We start from the raw sequence: 21,101 nt of genomic DNA, 5'->3' as shown, positions 1-21,101 counted from the left end.
GTATAAATGTATTATTTTCTGTAAAGATATTAATAAAACGAAAAAGATTAAACATAATTTATGAAATCAGTAGTTATTCAAGGAATTAAAGGATCCTTTCATCACGAAGCAGTAGTTAAATTTTTTAAAGAGGAAGCTGTAAAAGTGGTAGATAGCCCTACTTTTAATTCTTTGGTAAAATCTGTAACAAGCAATCAAGTAGATTATGGTATGATGGCCATTGAAAATTCAATTGCAGGTACCATTCTTCCCAACTACAATTTAATAACTAAAAATAATTTGCATATTGTTGGAGAAATAGCCCTACCAATAAAACACAACCTGTTAGCATTGGAATCAGAGACCTTAGAATCCATTTCTGAAGTTCAGACACATCCCATGGCGTTATTACAATGCGAAAATTTTCTGGAATTACATCCCGATTGGAAATTATTGGCAAAAGATGATACAGCTACCTGTGCAAAGAATATTCAAATAAATCAATTAAAAGGTATAGCTTCGATAGGTTCAATATTAGCAGCAGAAATGTATAACCTGAAAATATTACAAGAAAATATTCACGATATAACTGATAATTTTACTCGTTTTTACCTATTATCTAAAAAGCCGGAAAAAATAAAACATTTTAACAAAGCATCTTTATATTTTACGGTTAAACATGAAATGGGAAGTTTGGCCAAAGTGTTGAATATTTTAGCTGAAAATGAAATGAATATGACAAAAATACAATCAGTACCCTTAACAGGTTCAGTCTTTGAGTACTCATTTCATGTAGATGTAGTATCTGAAAAAAAAGGATATGATCATTATTATAAATCATTAGAGGAAATTAGAAAAGAAACTGGTTTTTTACATATTTTAGGAGAATATATACAGCATAAAATTGAAATATGAGTTTTCCCGAATATATATTACTAGGGTTTACATTTCTTGGAGTGATATTTGGCTATATACGAGGCTTTTTAAAACAAATTTCTTCACTTCTAGGCTTAATTTTAGGTTATTTAATTGCATTATTTTTTTTAGGTAAAACGCAGGCTTTCTTTATAGAATATAACTTAGTATCTTCCCAATCTTCTACCTGGATAAGTTTCTCATTGACTCTTACCCTGGTATTTTTATCTGTAAAATTTATATCCCGTATGATAGAACAGGCTCTTAGAGCCATAGGACTGGATTTTACCAATAAACTCGCAGGAATGTTTCTGGGAGGCTTAAAATACTTTTTGGTTATCATGCTTGTTTATTGTTTTTTACAATCTATAGGTATATTGTCTGAAAAAAATTGCACTCAAAATTTATTAGACTTTATATCTCTTTTTAAAACAGTAATTTTTCTTTATATCATATAATTTAAAGCTTTAACGATAAATATCACAGCACAGTTCCTGCTTGATTAAATACACGAATATTTTCGTACATTTGCACACTTAGTAAATAATAGATATGTCAGATTTAGTACCCAAATTAGAAGCCATTAAACAGAGATTTGATGAAGTTTCCGATTTAATTATACAACCGGATATCATATCCGATCAAAAAAGATATGCGCAACTTAATAAAGAATATAAAGATTTAGGTAAAATTGTAGATATTTACAAACAATATCAATCACTTTTAAATACAATATCCGAAGCAGATCAGATTATTAAAGATGGAGGAGATCCTGAAATGACAGAGTTGGCAAAAGAGGAAAAAAATCAAGCCATAAGTCAAATTCCGGAGATGGAAGATAATATAAAATTCATGTTGATACCTAAAGATCCGGAAGATGATAAAAATATAACAGTAGAACTTAGAGCAGGAACCGGAGGTGATGAATCAGCCATATTTGTTGAAGATATTTTCCGTATGTATACCATGTACTGGAGGCAAAAAGGCTGGAATTTTGAGGTAGCTGATGCTACAGAAGGCAGTGTGAAAGGCTATAAAGAAATGATTATCAATGTAAGTGGGGAAGGCGCATACGGAATTATGAAATTTGAATCCGGTGTTCATCGGGTACAAAGAGTTCCTGAAACTGAATCTCAAGGGAGGGTACATACTTCGGCCATTACGGTAGCCGTACTTCCGGAAGCAGAGGAAGTTGACGTTGAAATTAATCCTGCAGATTTAGAATTTCAAACTGCACGATCAAGCGGAGCAGGAGGACAAAATGTAAATAAGGTAGAAACTAAAGTTCAGTTATTTCATAAACCTACAGGAATTATGATTCAATGTCAGGTTGCCCGATCTCAACATGCGAACAGGGAAATGGCTTTGCAGATGCTTCGTAATAAATTATATGATATGAAATTGCAGGAACATCTCGATAAAATATCAGCTCACAGAAAAACGATGGTTTCAACCGGAGACAGATCTGCTAAAATCAGAACCTACAATTATCCACAAGGAAGGGTGACCGATCACAGAATTAACAAATCTATCTATAATTTGGATAATTTTATGAATGGTGATATTGATGAAATGATTGAATCTGTAAAAATTGCAGATAATGCTGAAAAGTTAAAAGGACAGGAGAATTAGTAAAACTATTGATATTATATGAAATGACATTTTTGAAATTAAAAAGACCTGAAAATTTTTTATTAGGCTTCGTTTTTATTTTGTTTTATATGTATAGATTACATGAACATTTTTCTTCCATATACATGATTCAATATTATCTTTATGATTACAGTTATGGATTTATAAAAAGAGGTTTAATAGGAACCATAATGAATTATGTACCTATAAAAATTAATGAAAGGTTTGTTATTACATTTAATAAATTATTACTCATATCTCTTTTATTCATACTATGTAAAATACTAGATAAAATAAATTTTAAAGATAAAATAATTGATTATTTAATTATTAGTTGTTTTTTTTTATGTCCTGCCTTAGCCAAAAATTTGTGGTTTGATTTAAAATTTGATATATTAGGGATTATTTATTGTGGACTTTTAATTATTACATCCATAAAATTTGGAAAAATTCTCTTATTATTTTCTCCTGTTCTGTTGTTTATACATGAAGGTTTTTTATTCATGTGTATTCCATCTCTTATAAGTATTGCCATGCTCAGGCAAATAATTACATTAAAAAAAGATTGGATATTTATAACTTTATTATTAATTACATATCTTGCTATCATAATTTTAATTAAAAATTATGGTTCGATTTATATCAGTGATTATGATGATTATTTATTTTATATAAAAGGAAAAATTGATAGTTCAATTCGAAATGATGATATTATTTTTGAAAAAAATTTGATAACTGGAAATCAAATTCAAGATATTAGAAAGTCAATAAGTTATAACTTTAGTCATACCATTTTTTGGCCTTTAGGAATTGGAATTTTATTTTCGATTTATATATTTCTCAATAATATTTCACAACTTTATGAAATCAATTTATCAAAATATTTTTATAACATATTATTTCCTATAATTTTTAATTTTTTGATGTTTTTTTTAGGTTGGGACACTCTCCGGTGGTTTTCTAACATGTCTTTATATATGTTTTTAATTTTTATGACTATTTTTTTAGTTAACGAACATAAAACCAGTGCAAAAATAGACCTATTGAATAATAAAATTTATTTTTTATTTTTTTTACTTATAGCTTATTTACCTTTTAATTATTTAGGGGTAATGAATCCATAATAAAAATTATAAACTATATTATGTAAGCCATAATTAAATGATTATTAACTACATATAAGTAACCCGGTCTCAGCATACCAACAGAAAATGATCAGATAGTTCGTAATAAATTGTATGATTGGAACTTCAGCATTATGGAAATGATATCCACCAAAATCTGAGCATATAATTTAACAGTTTTTAAAATAAGTAAAAATCAGTTAATACATTATTAACTGATTTTTTATATTTTTATATATAATAAAAAATTATCTATAATTAACTAATGAGTAAAAATTTAAAAATAATAATTTTATGGTTAAGTTTTATCAGTATGTTTTTAATCAAAGCACAGGAAATAACCCCTATACTGGAATTTTATTCAGATACCATGTATGTGTTTTCTGATGTAGCAAATATAAGAGAAGGACCCGGCATAAATTTTAAAATAAAAGATAAGCTATTAACAGCTGAGAAAGTTTTTATAATAAATGATTCGGACCAAAAATATAATAAAGCAGTCTATACATCTGATGGTTTAACTGCTGAATGGTTACCAATAAAGTATTATAAACAATCTAAAGAATCGTTTGGATATGTATGGAGGGGAAATTTAAGTACATATTTAATAAAAAAAGGAGACATTCAGTTTATGATGGGAATAAGTGCTAAAGAGAAAATACAGGAAAGAGACTCAGAAGGTACATTGTACGAAAATGAAAAGTACAGAGTGGAACTGAAAGTAATAAAAAATAATCAACAAGTGGCTAAAAAAATTTTCACAACAGATACATTACAAAATTTCATCTCTTTTAAAGCCTTTGGAAATTTGGGACTTACCCACATACATACGATAGTACGTCTTGAGTTTATAGGTGGAGCCTGCGCTATTCCTACTAATTACTACTATTTTGCCTGGAATGGAAAACAATTACTGGATTTGCCTTCCCGGTATACAGTCAGCGATGCTGGAGTTTATTCATATGAAGAAAAATTTATTTTCCCCAATGAAAAAGGTGGAAAGCCAAATCAAATAATAAAAAAAACTGAAATAATTCAGGTTAACGATGAAAGTGCTTCCGAAAATACATCTAATAATATTTTTTCTAAAAGCACTAAAAAACAAATATACATCTGGAATGGGAAAAATTATATAATTAAATAACAAAAAACCTTAAACTATGCAATCTAAAGAATTAAGAAAACAAATAGCTGAAGCCTGTGACCAATTTCCTGCACAGTATGCTCAGCTGGTTAAGCCTATTAATGAAATACTTCTGAAAATTGATGGAGGGATTTCTGAAGAAACAGCTGACATGATTATAAATAATATTCGCTTGTATTATTTAGGAGATAAATATATAGCAGACTGTCACTTAGAAGAAAGTAATAACTTTTTAGAAGATGCTTTGCAAAATCTTAAAAATAATGATCTGTCAAACGGAGCTTTATCTTTATTCGGTGCCGGTTTAAATTTTGCAAGTTTTGCCTCTAAAGCTTCTGGATCTAAAGAATTTGATGCACACAAAATGCTGGAAGAAAGATTTAAAAAAATAAAAGATACGTTGAAATAATTTACTAATATTTATTAAAAGTATAAACATTTTGTAAGATTACGTGCATATAATTAAAATATTTTTAATAAAGTAATACACTTTTTTGATTTTGTTTACGTTATTACTTTTAATTATATTCATATTTATAAATATGATAATATGTCATTTTTTTAAATATTAATTGATGATAAACTAACTCTTAAAACAAAATAAATTTAAAAATATGAAAAAATCACTCTTAATACTATTATTACTTCCAGCTTTAATAATAGCCCAACAAGAAAAAATAAATTTCACACACAAATTAAGTTATGAATTCAATGAAGAATATGGTACAAAAGACATTGATCTATATTTTTCTCCTAATGGAAGTGTACTAGAAATATATGACGTTAATATATTACTCAAAGATCAGCTATCCTTATTAGTAAAGATTGGTCTTGATGGAGTTGCAACTTTTCCAGTTAATGTTTTTGCAGACTCTATTTCTTCCTTTACCTTACAAAAAACAAATAAAGGAGATAATGCCAATGGTATATCCTGCAATTATTATGATTTTTTAGTAGTAAAACAAAAAAGAGAGCAAATAAAAATGTGTATTGCTGAAAACAATCCAATAGATATGCTGGCTTCATTACCAGTTATTAATAAAAATATAAAGGGATTAATAGTAAAGATAATTGTCGGAGAAAAAGAGAGTTATGAGTTAAAATCTATAAATAAAATAAATTCATCTATTTCTATTGATTGGCAAAAAACTTCAGCTAGAGTAAAAGAACAATTAAATGAAAGAAAAACTTATGTAGTTGATTCAATAGATACGTCAATTGATTATGAAGATTATGAAGATTATGAAGACTATGAAGATGAAGATTATGAAGACTATGAAGATGAAGATTATGATATCAATTTTCCTGATTATAATTCTGAATATAAAATTTCAAATTTAGAAAATACGAATTTAGCAGTAGACCAATTAGAGATTGATTCGCCTTACTGGGATGGCCTTCCGGTTTATTGTAAAGAATTAGATCAAAAAGTATCTATATTTAAAAATAGTTCTCTAAGAGAACACGCTAGAAATTATGCGGGCCAGCTCTGTGATTTATATTTATCAGAAATAATAGAATACTCCTTTGATGTAAAAGGAACGTTAGACCAGATACGTTATGAAGAAAACTATTTTAGAAATACGGTTTTTGATAAAACAGATCGAAAAATACTTGATAGTTTTCTTAATGAATTAGATTAATTTAAAATCTATTTACAAAAAAGTTTGTTATATATTGGGAAATTTAAAATTTAATATTAAGAAATAGCAAATAACTGAAAGATATAACTATGAAAAAAATATTATTTGCCTTACTACTTCCAATTTTTTCTATGGCTCAGCAAGAAAAAATAAATTTCACTCATAAATTAGTATATGAGCTGAATTTTGATGAAGATTCAATAGAGCTAAATCTATATTATTCTCCTAATGGGAATGTAGTGGATATGGGATATAAAAAAATGTTATTAAAAGATCAGTTATTCGTTCCTTTAGAAGTCGATTTAGATGGAACAGCAAATTTTCAGCAAAGATATAGTATAGCAGATTCCATACCTTCTTTTACATTAAGTAAAACTATTGATAAAGATAAAATAAACGGAATATCTTGCAATTATTATGATGTACAAATTAAAGATAAAAATGAATCAGAATTTAGAATGTGTATATCAGAAAATAACCAGATAGATTTACTAGGAATATTACCAGTTACTAATAGAAATATAAAAGGACTAATAGTAAAATTAGAATCTAAAAATGAAGGACTATTTTATGTGTTAAAATCCATAAATAAAACAAATTCATCCATTTCTCTGGATTGGAAAAAAATCGTAACCAAGATAAAGGAAGATTTAGATGAACGGAATATCTCTATGGCTGCTGATTCGGTAGCCATACCTTATGATGGATACGATGAAGATTCAGTAGCTGTTGATTCTGCATCTGTAGGATTTACACACTATAATTCTCAATACAAAACTTTAAAAATAGAAAGTGCAAATTTAGCAGTTGATCAATTAGAAAAAGATTCTCCCTATTGGGAAGGACTCCCGGTTTATTGCAAAGAACTAGATCAAAAAGTATCTGTATTTAAAAATAGTTCACTAAAAAAACATGCTAGAGATTATGCCGGCCAGCTTTGTGATTTATATTTATCAGAGATTAAAGAGTATTCTGTAGATATAAAAGGTACTTTAGACCAGATACGATACGAGGAAAATTATTTTAGAAATACGGTTTTTGATAAAGCAGATCGAAAAATATTAGATATCTTTTTAAATGGACTGGATTAACTTAATCCATTTCAATATTTATATAGTAAAAAATTTAAACTTACTTTTTTTAAAGTAAGTTTTTTTGCTTTTAGGTAGAAAAATCTGAGTTTTATTAACTGTAGAAAACCTATTTTTTTTATAAATATCTTATATTTGAATTGAAATATAAAGATATATACGAATGACGACTCAGGACTGCGAAAAAAAACTTTTTCTTCTGGACGCTTATGCATTAATATTCAGAGCCTATTATGCTTTTATTAAAAATCCAAGAATAAATTCTAAAGGAATAAATACATCCGCTATTTTCGGATTCACCAATACCCTGTTTGATTTACTAAAAAAAGAGAAACCAACACACTTGGCGGTTGTTTTTGATGTAGGTGAAACATTTCGCCATCAGGAATATAAAGAATACAAAGCAAACAGAGAAGAAACTCCTGAAGCCATACGTATAGCTGTTCCCTATATACAACAACTTCTTAAAGCACTGCATATTCCTTGTATGTGGAAAGAAGGCTATGAAGCCGATGATGTAATTGGTACATTAGCTAAAATGGCTGAAAAAGAAGGCTATACGACCTATATGATGACTTCGGATAAAGATTATGCCCAATTAGTTTCCGAAAATATATTTGTCTATAAACCAGCCTCTCGTGGAAATGATATAGAAATTTGGGATATCGAAAAAGTAAAAGAGAAATTTGAAGTAACAGACCCTTTACAAGTGATCGACTTTTTAGGTATGATGGGAGATAGTGTGGATAATATACCGGGGCTTCCCGGAGTAGGAGAAAAAACGGCAAAGCAGTTTATTAAAGAATATGGCAGCATGGAAAACCTTTTTGCTCATACTTCTGAACTAAAAGGAAAAATAAAAGAAAAAATAGAAGAAAATAAAGAACTAGGCATACTATCCAAACGATTGGCTACCATTGAAACCAATGTACCCATTGAATTTCATTACGAAGAATTTACAGTAGATAATCCTAACGTTGAAGAAGTGATAAACATATTTGAAAATCTTGAATTCAGAAACATGATTCAAAATTTTCAAAAAACATACAACCTGATGTCTGGCCAGGAAACTGAAACTGTTTCCAATACCAAAAAGAATTCTAATCCACAGCAAACCTCACTTTTCGATTCAGTAGAAAATGAAGAACAAACAGCTGAAAACTCTCATTGGAAAACTATTGAAAATACAGAACATTTTTATCAGTTAGTTGAAACTCCAATGGCAGTAAAGCTGCTTACAGATAAACTGTTAAAACAACCGGTGGTTTGTTTTGATACTGAAACCACATCTACCGATTCCATGATTGCCCGATTAGTAGGAATTTCTTTTTCTTACGAACAGGCCAAAGGTTATTATATTCCTTTTGATCCCGAAAACGAAGATAAAACTGCTGAATTTATAGAAATATTACGACCATTTTTCGAAATGGAAACCGTCATTAAAGTGGGACAAAACCTGAAATATGATTGCAAAGTATTGCGCAGGTATCATCTTGAGGTAAAAGGCACGCTTTTCGATACCATGATTGCCCACTATCTTATTAATCCGGACGGACGTCATGGAATGGATATTTTAGCAGAAACTGAACTCGGATACAAACCTGTCCCTATAGAAACACTTATTGGTAAAAAAGGAAAAAATCAAAAAATATTTTCCTCAGTTCCTTTGGAAGAACAAAAAGAATATGCCGTTGAAGATTCCGATATAACGTTGCAATTAAAAAACAAATTCGATCCTCAGCTCGATAAAGATAATTTAAAAAAACTTTTTGGAGAAATTGAAATGCCACTAATGAGAGTTTTGGCAGATATGGAGTGGCAGGGAATTAACCTGGATATAGATGCATTAAATGAAATGTCCAAAGGTTTGGAAGGAGATTTGGTCAGGCTTGAAAAGGAAATTTATACCCTTGCCGGAGAAGAATTTAATATAAATTCACCTAAGCAGCTGGGAGATATAATTTTTGATAAACTGAAACTAGGAGACAAACCTAAAAAAACCAAGACCGGTCAATACGCTACCGGTGAAGATGTTTTACTAAAATTAGCACATAAGCACACAATTATTGATTTATTGCTGGAATATCGGCAGCTCCAAAAGCTGAAATCGACCTATGTGGATGCATTACCCGGAGAAGTAAATTCGGTAACCGGACGTGTGCATACAACTTTTGCCCAAACCGTAGCTGCCACCGGACGGCTAGCTTCCAATAATCCTAACCTTCAGAATATTCCTATCCGTACACAACGCGGACAAGAGGTAAGAAAAGCTTTTATAGCAAAGGATTTGGGTCATAAAATTATTTCTGCTGACTACTCGCAAATTGAACTTCGGATTATAGCTGCCATGAGTAAAGATCCGGCGATGATAGCCTCCTTTAACAATGGAGAAGATTTTCACAGGTCTACTGCTGCCAAAGTCTTTAACACTCCTATGGAGCAGGTAACCCGCGAACAACGCTCACATGCTAAAACTGTCAATTTCGGAATTATTTACGGAGTATCCGCCTTTGGATTAAGTGAACAGACAGGACTCTCCAGAAGCGAATCTAAAACGTTGATTGATGCTTATTATGAAGCGTATCCGGTATTAAAAAAATATATGGCAGAACAGGTAGAAGTAGCAAGGAAAAACGGTTATGTAGAAACACTTCTCGGTCGGAGAAGATATTTACCGGACATTCATTCCGGTAATGCTATTGTCAGATCTCATGCAGAACGAAATGCTGTCAATGCTCCTATACAGGGCACAGCAGCCGATATAATAAAAATAGCCATGATTCAAATACATGAGCTGTTAAATCAAAGGAAACTACAAACTAAATTACTGCTTCAGGTTCATGATGAACTCGTGTTTGACGCACCAGATGAAGAAGTAACGGAAGTTTCCGTACTGATTAAAAATACCATGGAAAATGCAATTAAAATTGAAGTTCCATTATTAGTAGAAGTAGGGAATGGACAGAATTGGCTGGAAGCACATTAATATAGCATTGATTTATAACATTTAACATTCACTTTATTAGTAAAAAAATTAAAGATTTTAAGCAGCCAAAACGTTATAAATCAGTATGTAAATATAAAAACTTTCGATTTTTTTTTCAATTTGAAGAAAATAGAATAATTATTGTAAGTAGTAAGATGATATAAAGAACTATGAATACAATTTCGGACAAAAGTTTTTATACATATTCCAGTTTCTCAGGGTATAAATCCCTGATACATTTTACAACTACGCTATGGGGCGGAGTAAGCTCAGGAAATTATTCCTCATTCAATTTTGGAATATCATCTGGAGATGAACCGAACAATATAGAAAAAAATAAAAAAATTCTATCCGATAAATTAAAAATTTCAGTAGATCAAATTTTTATACCGCGGCTTACTCATAGTAATAAGGTAGCAGTTATAGATAAAAGTTTTTTATTAGATAAAAATGCGAAATCTTTGGAAATTCTGAAGGGAGTTGACGCATTAGTAACTAATCAAAAAGGAATATGTATAGGAATTACTACTGCAGATTGTGTTCCTGTATTGCTATACGATCCTGTAAACAAAACGCTGGGTACTGTTCATGCAGGCTGGAGGGGTACAGTTTCCAATATAGCGGGAGAAACCGTGAAATTGATGGTCGAAAAATTTAATTGTAAACCGGAAAATATCCTAGCCGCTATAGGTCCGTCTATCTCTATAGAACATTTTGAAGTAGGCAGTGAAGTAGTTGAAGAATTTGTATCTGCAAATTTCAATCTGTCCATAATAAGTAAAATAAACAAAGAATCAGAAAAACATCATATAGATTTATGGAAAGCTAACCGTTTTCTACTTTTAGAAGCCGGACTTTTAGATTCACATATAGAAATATCCGGTATATGTACATACAAAGATTCAGAAAGGTTTTTTTCAGCCAGAAGACAGACATTAAACTCCGGAAGAATGCTTACGGGAGGAGTTTTGCTATAATTTTAAAATTTTAATTACTAACGATATTTATTAAATACATAATATGAAAAAGATAGTTTTTGATAAAAAAAGAATAGAAGATTCCTGGAATTCAGGAAAAGAGAAAGTAAATGAAGAATTAGCACACATAAAAAGTAAAAACTATGGAAATACCAAAGCTTACTTTTTTGCATTTGTTGTAATTGTACTTATTGTATTAGGCTTTTACTTTCATGTAATTCAGAATGTATTTTACAGCTTACTTTCCATCATAGGTATATTAATAGTGTTGGGAATTGGAGTAGGATGGGAATATCTGGTGTTTACTTATATGAATAAAACATCTGCCTCAGTAAAAAAATATGCAGGAAATAGCAACTGGGAAAAATTAGAATGGGAGTTTGAACATTATATTACCGAAAGCAAATACAGGATAGATCAATTAAATAAATATTCAATTATTCATTATATGGCAGCAATTGGTTTATTAATTTTGTCCTGTGCCGTTATGTTTGCCGATTGGATTTATGGGAATAATTTTTCACAACTGCCTTATTCTCAAGATATAAATCCATCTGTTTTATTAGCAGTAGTTTTGGTAGTATTTTCTATATTATTCATGGTATTATATTATTTAAACCAGATGAATGTAAAAAAATACCAGGAAGAACTATCGTCTGCTCAAAAATATATACTGAATCTCAAATCTGCCTATCTGTTAGGTAAAGAAAATCTAATTGATTCTATAATTGCAGATAAAATAAACCCAACAAATAAACAAATTTCAAATTCAGAGAGCAACAATTAATTCAGATTTCGATACTCATTAGGAGACACGCCGACCTTTTGCTTAAATAAGCGGGTAAAGTGCTGTGGGTACTTAAAGCCTAGTTCATAAGCCACTTCACTGATAGATTTACCCACATTGAATATTTTTTCTTTAGCTAAATCAATAACCTTAAGATGTATATATTCCTGTGCAGATTTTCCGGTTTCTTTTTTTATCAGATCACCAAAATAATTAGCAGACAAGTGTAGCTCATCAGCACAATAGCCTACGGAGGGTAATCCGATATTGAGAGGTTTGTCAGATTCAAAATATTGGTTTAATACTCTTTCAAACCTTTCCAAAATTCCTTTATTAGCATTATCTCGGGTAATAAACTGCCTGTCATAAAATCGGGTACAGTAATTAAGGAATAGCTCAATATTAGAAGCTATTAATGTCTTGCTGTGCTTATCTATAGACTGTTCAATTTCATATTGAATATTTCCCATGCAATCCAATACTATCTGCCTTTCTTTATCGGAAAGATGTAAAGCTTCATTAACATCATAAGAAAAGAAAGAATAATTTTGAATATGCTTTCCTAAAGAAGTTCCTTTAATCAGTTCCGGATGAAAAATCAAAGCCCAGCCCTTAGGCTCATACTTAGTAGTGTTAGGTTGTATACCCATTACCTGACCCGGAGCAACAAAAACCAAAGTTCCTTCCTGATAATCATAATGACTTCTACCATATTTCAGCTCTCCACAATTAAGTTCTTTCAGATATATGGCATACAATCCGAAATTATACGTTTGAGCCGGAATAGACTTAGCTTGAGATAAATCTATAACGCTGATTAGCGGATGCAGGGTTTTAATACCTCTCAATTTATTATATGCATCTACACTGTTTAAATTAACTATTTCACCCATGGTCAACTATTTTTTACTGATACAAATGTAGGTATTAGAAAACACATAATTATCCCAATCAGTGATATGGGTATAAAAAGCAGTAATTCGTATAAGGATAAAAATGCTAACTCTCCTGAAATTTGTAACCAGAAATAAAAGTACTAAATATAACTAATATAATTCGATAAAAGTATATAATGAAAATAAGAAGATTAGGAAACAGCGGTTTAACAGTGTCAGAAATCGGAATGGGGTGTATGAATCTTAGTTTTGGAACCGGAGAAGCAGCAAATATTAACGAAGGTATTCAGATAATCAGAGATGCCTATGACCAGGGAATAACCTTTTTTGATACCGCTGAAGCTTATGGACCATTCACCAATGAAGAACTTGTAGGAAAAGCATTGGAACCTATTAGGAAAAAAGTGGTAATTGCAACAAAGTTTGGTATGATATCAGAAAACGGAGGTTTAAACAGCCGGCCGGATCATATAAGAAAAGTAGTGGAAGCTTCTTTAAAAAGATTAAAAACAGATTATATAGACCTTTTATATCAACACAGGGTAGATCCTAATGTACCAATTGAAGACGTAGCAGGTACTGTAAAAGATTTGGTTCAGGAAGGAAAAGTCATCTATTTCGGCTTATCAGAAGCCGGAACGAATACGATTGAAAAAGCACATGCAGTTCACCCTGTTACAGCAGTACAGAATCAATATTCTATCTGGACTCGTGAGCCGGAAAAGCAAGTTTTGCCTTTATGTGAAAAATTAGGTATTGGTTTTGTTCCATGGGGACCTTTGGGAACGGGTTTTTTGACAGGTAAAATTACACCCGAAACTACATTTAATCCGGAAAATGACCTAAGAGCTTCCTTTCCCAGATTTACGCCAGAGGCTATTAAAAACAATATGCCATTAGTAGCTATGTTGAATGATATTGCTTCCAATAAAGGATGTTCTACCGTACAGATTGCTTTAGCTTGGCTATTAGCTCAAAAAGAATGGATAGTACCAATTCCGGGAATGGATAAAATAGAGTATATCAATGATAATATTAAATCTGCGGATGTAATATTAAGCAAAAAAGATTTGGATGAAATTGATGAAAAGCTGTCCTCAATACAAATACAAGGAGAGAGATTGTCTGAAAATTTGCTATCCATTTCAGAAGAATAAATAAAAAATCTAAAAATCTAAAAATTTAAAAATATGAAAACAAGAAAATTAGGAGCTAACGGACCAGAAGTTTCATCCTTAGGATTAGGATGTATGGGTTTAAGTTTCGGATATGGACCTGCAACAAATCAAAGTGAAGCGGTAAAACTTTTGCAAACGGCCTTTCACTCAGGAATAACTTTCTTTGATACTGCAGAAGCTTATGGCCCGTACAAAAATGAAGAATTATTGGGAGAAGCTTTACAACCATATAGAAGTCAAATTGTTTTAGCTACAAAATTCGGATTTAAAGAAGGTCGGCCTGATAAGGGGTTGGATAGTCGTCCGGAAACAATAAGAGCGGTAGCAGAAGCATCTTTAAAAAGGTTGAAAACCGATTATATAGATCTATTTTATCAGCATCGTGTAGATCCGGATGTTCCTATCGAAGATGTAGCAGGTACAGTAAAAGAATTGATACAGGAAGGAAAAGTTAACTATTTCGGTTTATCCGAAGCTGGAGCAGCAACTATCCGCAAAGCGCATGCCGTACAGCCGGTAACTGCTTTACAGAGTGAGTATTCACTATGGTGGAGAGAACCGGAAGAAGAAATTATTCCATTGCTGGAAGAACTGGGAATAGGTTTTGTACCTTTCAGTCCTTTAGGTAAAGGTTTTTTGACCGGAGCTATTAGTGAATCTACTCAATTTGACCCAACAGATTTCAGGAATAAAGTACCTCGTTTTTCAGAAGAAAACAGGAAAGCTAATCAAGCTATGGTAAATTTGTTAAAAAGTATGGGTGAAGAAAAAAATGCAACCCCGGCACAAATAGCTTTAGGATGGCTGTTGGCACAAAAACCTTGGATTGTACCTATTCCGGGAACAACCAAAATACACCGTTTGGAAGAAAATATAGAGGCAGTCTCTGTTCAATTGTCTACCGGAGATGTACAAAAAATTGAAGAGGCAGCATCTAAAATATCAGTTGCAGGAGCACGTTATCCTGAAAATCTTCAGAAGATTGTTGGTAAGTGATTTGCAACTTTTGCCTTTCAAGCTGTTTCATAACAAATTTATAATTTATTTAGTAACGTTAACATGCCTAAAATTTTAATCATAGGAGCAACGGGAAGCCTGGCTCGGCCAGTCATTCAAGCTTTAAAAAAAGATAAGTTTAATACGATTACTCTCTTTGCCCGAAATCCTGAAAAACTTTCAGTTAAAGAAACTGAAAATTGCACGCTAATCAAAGGCGATGCAATGAATTATCCGGATATCGAAAAAGCAATGATTGGTCAGGATATCGTATATGTAAATCTTTCCGGAGATTTGGAAGCCATGATAAACAATTGTATCAGAGCAATGAAAGCATCAGGTGTGTATCGAATTGTAGCTGTAAGCTCAATAGGTATTTATGATCAACCATTAAAGTCTATACTATTGCCTTATAGGATATTAACTGATTTGATTGAAAGTTCTGGTTTAAAGTATACGATCCTTCGTCCCAATTGGTTTACAAATGAAGATGAAATAAATTACCAAATTACTCGTAAAGGTGAACCCGAAACAGGAAACGCTTTATCAAGAAAAAGCATTGCAGATTTTATTAGTCGTATAATAAATGATCCGGGTTTATATGTAAATGAGAATTTAGGAATAAGTAAGCCTGATTAAACTTAATAATAGTAAATAATTAGTTTATAATGAGCAAGAATAAAAAGAAAATAAATATAACATCACAAGCAATTATCAATTATGAGGAGTTATGGCCTGGTTATGAATCGGATATGCTTCAAACAGATCCAGAACTTGCAGAAATAGTCGCCAATTTTGCTTTTGATGAAATACTGGAACATGATAAGCTGGGAACTAAAAAACGGGTGCTCATGATACTGGCATCCACATTGGGAACCAATTCACCCACCGAGTTTAAACATTTTGTTCACGCAGCCTTAAATACCGATACTCAACCAGCTGAAATTAAAGAAATTTTATATCAAGCGGTACCTTATCTAGGAATATCCAAAATTATTGAGTATATTTATATAACCAATACTATTTTTGAAGAATTGGAAATACCGCTTCCTTTAGAGAAACGAGCGGAAACTGTAAGTGAAAATCGTTTTGAAAAAGGATTGGCTCTGCAAAAGAAAATTTTTGGAGCAACGATAGAAAAAATGTATGAAAATTCTCCTGCTGACTTACTCCATATACAAAGATTTTTATCATCTAATTGTTTTGGAGATTTTGTGTCCCGGGGTGGACTAGATTTAAAAACGCGTGAAATGGCAACTTTTACTTTTTTGCTGGCTATGGGAGGGACAGAAAATCAAATGAAAGGTCATATTTTAGGTAATGTTGAAGTGGGAAACGACCGTGCTGTTTTAATCAGTTTGATAACCCAGCTTATTCCTTATATTGGATACCCCCGTGCTTTGAATGCAATAAGTTGTCTGAATGAAATTTTACCCCCTAAATAATTTATATGAAAACAATCCTATTAATAATCAGTGTAATTATGGGCTCATTAGGATATTCTCAAAATAATGATCACCCTATATTACGTATTTCTGAACTGGAAATTTATCCGGAATACCTTTCTCAGTACAAAATTATTTTGAAAGAAGAATCGGCAGCGTCGGTAAAGTTGGAAAAAGGTGTTATTTCCATATTTCCCTTATATATGAAAGAAGATAGCACTCAGTTCAGAATACTTGAAATTTATGCGAATAAAGCTGAGTATGAAAAACATCTGAAAACTGAGCATTTTATTAAATACAAGACATCCACACTAAAAATGGTTAAATCATTAAAGCTGGTGGATATGTATGCCTTGGATGAGACGATGATGAATATACTTTTTAAAAAATATCCCTATCAAAATTAATCAGCAATGAAAACAATACAATTAAATAATGGAATAGAAATGCCTATGTTAGGACTGGGCGTTTATCAGATACCTGAATACGAACAATGTAAAAATACTGTACTGGATGCGCTTCAAACCGGTTACCGTTCTATAGATACAGCAGCTGCATATCATAACGAAGAAGCAGTAGGACAGGCTATCAAAGAAAGCGGAATTGAACGTAATCAGTTATTTCTGACTACCAAATTATGGATATCCCATACCGGATATGAAAAAACCAAAGAAGCATTTGAAGAATCCATCAATAAATTACAGACAGATTATCTGGATTTATATTTAATACATCAACCTTATGGTGATGTTCATGGATCCTGGAGAGCTATGGAAGAATTATATAAAAGTGGAAAGATTAAAGCCATAGGTGTGAGTAATTTTCATCCGGACAGAGTAATGGATATAATAGTAAATCATACGGTTGTTCCTGCAGTAAACCAGATTGAGACTCATCCTTTTTATCAACGCATAAGTGATCAGGAATTTTTAAAAGAAAACGGTATACAGATAGAATCCTGGGCCTCATTTGCTGAAGGAAGAAATGATATGTTCACCCAGCCGGTTCTTGTGAAAATAGCAAATAAATATAACAAATCTGTAGCCCAGGTCGTATTAAGATGGTTAATTCAGCGAGAAGTAGTGGTAATACCTAAATCCGTAAAAAAAGAACGACTGAAAGAAAATATCCAGCTTTTTGATTTTGAACTGTCAGGAGAAGATATGGAAGCTATAAAAACGATGGATACTCATAAAAGCCTATTTTTTGATCATAGGGATCCGGCAATGATTAAATGGTTTTCTACCATGATAAAAAAGAATTAAAACAATATAATATATGGACACTAAACAAGTAAAAGCTTTTGGAACAGAAGCATCAATAGAGCCTTTAAAAGGCATGAAAATAGAACGAAGAGAAGTTGACGTAAAAGACGTGGAGATAGAAATTTTGTACTGTGGTATTTGTCATTCCGATCTGCACAGCGTACATAATGATTGGGGAGGAACCTTATATCCGGTTGTACCCGGGCATGAAATAGTCGGGAGAGTAAAAAAAGTAGGAGAGGGCGTAAGCAAGTTTAAGGTAGGTGATTTGGCAGGTGTAGGTTGTATTGTGGACAGTTGCCGGGAATGTGACCATTGTCATGAGGGAGAAGAACAATTTTGTGATAACGGCTGGACTGTCGTATTTAATTCTCCGGATAAAAAACATGGAGGAATAACCTATGGAGGATTTTCCGAAAGTATCGTCGTAGATGAAAATTATGTAGTACATATTCCCGAAAATCTAGATTTACCAAGTGCAGCGCCCATTCTTTGTGCAGGAATTACAGTTTATTCACCTTTAAAACATTGGAAAACAGGTCCGGGTAAAAATGTAGGAATAATTGGTATTGGCGGTCTGGGGCATATGGCTATTAAAATAGCAAAGGCAATGGGTGCTGAGGTTACCGTTTTTACAACTTCACAGGCTAAAGCAGAAGATGCAAAGCGTCTGGGGGCTGACGAGGTAGTTTTATCTACAGACAAGGAGCAAATGAAAAATTGTCCGAAACAAGATATGATTCTGGATACGGTATCTGCAAGTCATGACGTAAATGAGTACATTAACCTGCTTAAAGTAGACGGATCTCTTGTGTTGGTAGGTTTACCCAATGCACCTTTGGAAATAGGAGCCTTTAATGTAGTAAACGGAAGGAAAAGTTTTTCCGGCTCCAATATCGGGGGAATAGCCGAAACTCAGGAGGTAATTAATTTTTGTGCCGAACATAATATAAAGGCAGATATTGAAATGATTTCCATTGATGAGGTAAATACAGCATTTGAGCGCTTGGAAAAAGGAGATGTAAAATACCGTTTCGTTATAGATATGTCTTCTTTAGCACAAGCTAATTAATATTGTAATAATGAGCTAAATGAAAAGAATAAAATGAATACACAAAACGAAAATATATCACAACAACCATTTCCTAAGGGATCTCCGCTGGAAAATGATAATTTTAGCGGAACGGCCTGGCTGGAGATGTTAATGGAAAACGGAAAAGATTTTGATATAACTATAGGTAATGTAACTTTTGAAGCAGGAGTAAGAAACAGCTGGCATTCTCACCCTGGCGGACAGATTTTGTTGTGTACGGCAGGAGAGGGCTATTATCAGGAAAAAGGTAAATCAGCACAGAAATTAAAAAATGGAGATGTTGTTGAAATTCAACCCGATATTATTCACTGGCACGGAGCCACTCCCAATAGTGAGTTTACACATATAGCCATTAGCACCTGCATCAGTAAAGGATCGGCTGTTTGGCTGAGCCCCGTTACTGATGAAGAATATTTAGCTGTTCAACAATAGTTAATTTAAAATTTGCTGTTTAAAGTAGATCATGATTTACTTTTGGCGGGTGAATAGATAAAAAAGTCAAAAAGAAAAGAGTTTCTTTTTGACTTTTTTTATGTTTAAGTTTTTAAATATCTTATTATCAGACTATACTTCTTTAAAAAAAGTAATTTCTTTAGGCACTGGAACACGTTTTAACAATAAAATTGCATGATTTTTACCTGAATTTTGTTTTTACAATATTTATTTTAGTTTTTTTAATATATTTGTGTCAGAGGGACACATCTTTGTGTTACTTGCTAAAACTAACCATAAATAAAGAAATTACTATGAATTTAGACATTAAAAAATCAAAACCCCATTACGTAATACTTGACGGACTTAGGGGAGTAGCAGCCATTTTAGTAGTGTTTTTTCACGTTCTTGAAATTTATTCGGGAGGTGATCATGCTTTACAAATGATCAATCACGGATATTTAGCTGTTGACTTTTTCTTTCTTTTATCCGGATTTGTTATAGGATATGCCTATGATGACCGATGGCAAAAAATGAGTTTGCTGGACTTTTTTAAGCGTAGGATTATACGTTTGCAACCCATGATTATTATTGGTTCTATTATTGGAGCATTACTTTTTTATTTTCAGGATTCGCCGGCATTGCACTGGGTAGGTATATCACAGACACCTTGGTGGCGTTTAATTCTTATTACTATATTAGGATGTTTATTAATTCCCGTTGGTAAAGGTGGAGACATTCGTGGCTGGAATGAAATGTATCCGTTAAACGGACCGGCCTGGTCTTTATTTTTTGAATATATAGCAAACATAGCTTATGCATTAGTTCTTCGCAGGGTTTCTAAAATGGTACTTGGCCTTCTGGTGATTATTGCTGCCGGATTTACCATCCATTACGCTTTTACCAATGAAATCGGAGATATTATAGGCGGATGGGCAATAGACGATCCTGTTCAGCTCAAAATTGGCTTTATACGTTTATCATTTCCATTTTTAGCCGGACTTTTATTGTCACGTACAGCTAAACTTAAATATATTCCCAATGCATTTCTTATTTCATCTATTTTATTAGTTGCTTTACTTTCTGTTCCAAGATTAGGAGATATACCTAACAGGATTTATGAATGTTTATGTTTAATGGTTATGTTTCCTTTTATTATTTGGTTAGGAGCCGGAGGAAAGGTAATTGGTGCAAAATCTTCTGCTGTTTGTAAATTTTTGGGAGATATTTCATACCCCGTTTATATTACTCATTTCCCGTTGATTAATATATACATGGCCTGGGTGGCAAATAACAAATTGAGTTTTGAAGAATCCTGGCCTTACGGTTTACTAGTTGTAGTATTATCCATCATTTTGGGTTATGTTACTATGAAGTTATTTGATATTCCTATGAGAAATTGGTTAAAGAAAAAATTTCTTTAGAAATATAGTTGTTACAATTTATTTATTAGCATGCCCGGATGATTATATCATCCGGGTTTATTATTTCAATATATTTTTAAAATTTTATGAAAAC

Annotated in this window: 21 protein-coding genes; 20 read left to right on the top strand and 1 reads right to left on the bottom strand. The window is 32.0% G+C overall.

Annotated features, from left to right (window positions below; genetic code table 11):
* Positions 1-60: 60 nt before the first annotated feature.
* From EOV51_RS11920 to EOV51_RS11870, 11 genes are all read left to right on the top strand, one after another.
* Positions 61-894, top strand: coding sequence for a prephenate dehydratase (locus EOV51_RS11920; RefSeq protein ID WP_128152752.1), 834 nt, complete (start codon positions 61-63; stop codon positions 892-894).
* Entirely contained in the window at positions 891-1,352 is a 462-nt protein-coding gene (locus EOV51_RS11915) for a CvpA family protein (protein ID WP_128152751.1), read from the top strand. The genes EOV51_RS11920 and EOV51_RS11915 overlap by 4 nt, the downstream gene beginning before the upstream one ends.
* Positions 1,353-1,446: 94 nt before the next feature.
* On the top strand, positions 1,447-2,526 hold the full coding sequence (gene prfA, locus EOV51_RS11910) for a peptide chain release factor 1 (RefSeq protein ID WP_128152750.1): 1,080 nt from the start codon (positions 1,447-1,449) through the stop codon (positions 2,524-2,526).
* An 89-nt stretch (positions 2,527-2,615) separates the two neighbouring features.
* Positions 2,616-3,650 (top strand): hypothetical protein, encoded by a 1,035-nt coding sequence (locus EOV51_RS11905; RefSeq protein WP_128152749.1) that lies wholly within the window; start codon positions 2,616-2,618, stop codon positions 3,648-3,650.
* Positions 3,651-3,915: 265 nt separating this feature from the next.
* Positions 3,916-4,794, top strand: a complete 879-nt coding sequence (locus EOV51_RS11900; RefSeq protein ID WP_128152748.1) for an SH3 domain-containing protein — start codon at positions 3,916-3,918, stop codon at positions 4,792-4,794.
* A gap of 16 nt (positions 4,795-4,810) precedes the next feature.
* Complete coding sequence (locus EOV51_RS11895; RefSeq protein ID WP_128152747.1) at positions 4,811-5,203, top strand: hypothetical protein; 393 nt, start codon at positions 4,811-4,813, stop codon at positions 5,201-5,203.
* Positions 5,204-5,408: 205 nt separating this feature from the next.
* Positions 5,409-6,437: a hypothetical protein gene (locus tag EOV51_RS11890; RefSeq protein ID WP_128152746.1), complete on the top strand. Its 1,029-nt coding sequence runs from the start codon at positions 5,409-5,411 to the stop codon at positions 6,435-6,437.
* Between the two features lie 89 nt (positions 6,438-6,526).
* The gene (locus tag EOV51_RS11885) at positions 6,527-7,528 is read left to right on the top strand and encodes a hypothetical protein (RefSeq protein WP_128152745.1); all 1,002 of its coding nucleotides are present in this window, start codon (positions 6,527-6,529) and stop codon (positions 7,526-7,528) included.
* Between the two features lie 163 nt (positions 7,529-7,691).
* Positions 7,692-10,514 (top strand): DNA polymerase I, encoded by a 2,823-nt coding sequence (gene polA, locus EOV51_RS11880; RefSeq protein WP_128152744.1) that lies wholly within the window; start codon positions 7,692-7,694, stop codon positions 10,512-10,514.
* 170 nt (positions 10,515-10,684) lie between these two features.
* Positions 10,685-11,491, top strand: coding sequence for a peptidoglycan editing factor PgeF (gene pgeF / locus EOV51_RS11875; RefSeq protein ID WP_128152743.1), 807 nt, complete (start codon positions 10,685-10,687; stop codon positions 11,489-11,491).
* Between the two features lie 43 nt (positions 11,492-11,534).
* On the top strand, positions 11,535-12,278 hold the full coding sequence (locus EOV51_RS11870) for a hypothetical protein (protein ID WP_128152742.1): 744 nt from the start codon (positions 11,535-11,537) through the stop codon (positions 12,276-12,278).
* Here the strand turns inward: EOV51_RS11870 and EOV51_RS11865 are convergent.
* A complete protein-coding gene (locus EOV51_RS11865; protein ID WP_128152741.1) occupies positions 12,275-13,171 on the bottom strand; it encodes a helix-turn-helix domain-containing protein in 897 nt (298 codons plus the stop codon). The two genes, EOV51_RS11870 and EOV51_RS11865, sit on opposite strands and share 4 nt — an antisense overlap.
* Positions 13,172-13,350: 179 nt before the next feature.
* Between EOV51_RS11865 and EOV51_RS11860 the strand changes: the two genes are divergently transcribed.
* The 9 genes from EOV51_RS11860 to EOV51_RS11820 all read left to right on the top strand — a co-directional run bounded on the left by EOV51_RS11860 (position 13,351) and on the right by EOV51_RS11820 (position 21,007).
* Entirely contained in the window at positions 13,351-14,331 is a 981-nt protein-coding gene (locus EOV51_RS11860) for an aldo/keto reductase (RefSeq protein WP_128152740.1), read from the top strand.
* Between the two features lie 33 nt (positions 14,332-14,364).
* Positions 14,365-15,348 (top strand): aldo/keto reductase, encoded by a 984-nt coding sequence (locus EOV51_RS11855; protein ID WP_128152739.1) that lies wholly within the window; start codon positions 14,365-14,367, stop codon positions 15,346-15,348.
* Positions 15,349-15,411: 63 nt separating this feature from the next.
* Entirely contained in the window at positions 15,412-15,987 is a 576-nt protein-coding gene (locus tag EOV51_RS11850) for an NAD(P)H-binding protein (protein ID WP_128152738.1), read from the top strand.
* Positions 15,988-16,016: 29 nt separating this feature from the next.
* The gene (locus EOV51_RS11845) at positions 16,017-16,793 is read left to right on the top strand and encodes a carboxymuconolactone decarboxylase family protein (protein WP_128152737.1); all 777 of its coding nucleotides are present in this window, start codon (positions 16,017-16,019) and stop codon (positions 16,791-16,793) included.
* Positions 16,794-16,798: 5 nt separating this feature from the next.
* Positions 16,799-17,200, top strand: a complete 402-nt coding sequence (locus EOV51_RS11840; protein ID WP_228427626.1) for a putative quinol monooxygenase — start codon at positions 16,799-16,801, stop codon at positions 17,198-17,200.
* 6 nt (positions 17,201-17,206) lie between these two features.
* The gene (locus EOV51_RS11835) at positions 17,207-18,058 is read left to right on the top strand and encodes an aldo/keto reductase (protein WP_128152736.1); all 852 of its coding nucleotides are present in this window, start codon (positions 17,207-17,209) and stop codon (positions 18,056-18,058) included.
* A 13-nt stretch (positions 18,059-18,071) separates the two neighbouring features.
* Positions 18,072-19,130: an NAD(P)-dependent alcohol dehydrogenase gene (locus EOV51_RS11830; protein WP_128152735.1), complete on the top strand. Its 1,059-nt coding sequence runs from the start codon at positions 18,072-18,074 to the stop codon at positions 19,128-19,130.
* A gap of 33 nt (positions 19,131-19,163) precedes the next feature.
* Positions 19,164-19,583, top strand: coding sequence for a cupin domain-containing protein (locus tag EOV51_RS11825; RefSeq protein WP_128152734.1), 420 nt, complete (start codon positions 19,164-19,166; stop codon positions 19,581-19,583).
* Between the two features lie 314 nt (positions 19,584-19,897).
* Complete coding sequence (locus EOV51_RS11820; RefSeq protein ID WP_128152733.1) at positions 19,898-21,007, top strand: acyltransferase family protein; 1,110 nt, start codon at positions 19,898-19,900, stop codon at positions 21,005-21,007.
* Positions 21,008-21,101 lie beyond the last annotated feature (94 nt).

The organism is Apibacter raozihei (assembly GCF_004014855.1).
Taxonomy (GTDB): Bacteria; Bacteroidota; Bacteroidia; order Flavobacteriales; family Weeksellaceae; genus Apibacter; species Apibacter raozihei.
The sequence above is the reverse complement of the archived record's forward strand: the minus strand, read 5'-3'. Positions and strand labels throughout refer to the sequence as shown.

Bases quoted from the DNA above. Each gene is read 5' to 3' on its own strand.
- EOV51_RS11920 (WP_128152752.1), top strand. From the start codon at position 61: ATGAAATCAGTAGTTATTCAAGGAATTAAAGGATCCTTTCATCACGAA.
- EOV51_RS11915 (WP_128152751.1), top strand. From the start codon at position 891: ATGAGTTTTCCCGAATATATATTACTAGGGTTTACATTTCTTGGAGTG.
- prfA (WP_128152750.1), top strand. From the start codon at position 1,447: ATGTCAGATTTAGTACCCAAATTAGAAGCCATTAAACAGAGATTTGAT.
- EOV51_RS11905 (WP_128152749.1), top strand. From the start codon at position 2,616: ATGTATAGATTACATGAACATTTTTCTTCCATATACATGATTCAATAT.
- EOV51_RS11900 (WP_128152748.1), top strand. From the start codon at position 3,916: ATGAGTAAAAATTTAAAAATAATAATTTTATGGTTAAGTTTTATCAGT.
- EOV51_RS11895 (WP_128152747.1), top strand. From the start codon at position 4,811: ATGCAATCTAAAGAATTAAGAAAACAAATAGCTGAAGCCTGTGACCAA.
- EOV51_RS11890 (WP_128152746.1), top strand. From the start codon at position 5,409: ATGAAAAAATCACTCTTAATACTATTATTACTTCCAGCTTTAATAATA.
- EOV51_RS11885 (WP_128152745.1), top strand. From the start codon at position 6,527: ATGAAAAAAATATTATTTGCCTTACTACTTCCAATTTTTTCTATGGCT.
- polA (WP_128152744.1), top strand. From the start codon at position 7,692: ATGACGACTCAGGACTGCGAAAAAAAACTTTTTCTTCTGGACGCTTAT.
- pgeF (WP_128152743.1), top strand. From the start codon at position 10,685: ATGAATACAATTTCGGACAAAAGTTTTTATACATATTCCAGTTTCTCA.
- EOV51_RS11870 (WP_128152742.1), top strand. From the start codon at position 11,535: ATGAAAAAGATAGTTTTTGATAAAAAAAGAATAGAAGATTCCTGGAAT.
- EOV51_RS11865 (WP_128152741.1), bottom strand. From the start codon at position 13,171: ATGGGTGAAATAGTTAATTTAAACAGTGTAGATGCATATAATAAATTG.
- EOV51_RS11860 (WP_128152740.1), top strand. From the start codon at position 13,351: ATGAAAATAAGAAGATTAGGAAACAGCGGTTTAACAGTGTCAGAAATC.
- EOV51_RS11855 (WP_128152739.1), top strand. From the start codon at position 14,365: ATGAAAACAAGAAAATTAGGAGCTAACGGACCAGAAGTTTCATCCTTA.
- EOV51_RS11850 (WP_128152738.1), top strand. From the start codon at position 15,412: ATGCCTAAAATTTTAATCATAGGAGCAACGGGAAGCCTGGCTCGGCCA.
- EOV51_RS11845 (WP_128152737.1), top strand. From the start codon at position 16,017: ATGAGCAAGAATAAAAAGAAAATAAATATAACATCACAAGCAATTATC.
- EOV51_RS11840 (WP_228427626.1), top strand. From the start codon at position 16,799: ATGAAAACAATCCTATTAATAATCAGTGTAATTATGGGCTCATTAGGA.
- EOV51_RS11835 (WP_128152736.1), top strand. From the start codon at position 17,207: ATGAAAACAATACAATTAAATAATGGAATAGAAATGCCTATGTTAGGA.
- EOV51_RS11830 (WP_128152735.1), top strand. From the start codon at position 18,072: ATGGACACTAAACAAGTAAAAGCTTTTGGAACAGAAGCATCAATAGAG.
- EOV51_RS11825 (WP_128152734.1), top strand. From the start codon at position 19,164: ATGAATACACAAAACGAAAATATATCACAACAACCATTTCCTAAGGGA.
- EOV51_RS11820 (WP_128152733.1), top strand. From the start codon at position 19,898: ATGAATTTAGACATTAAAAAATCAAAACCCCATTACGTAATACTTGAC.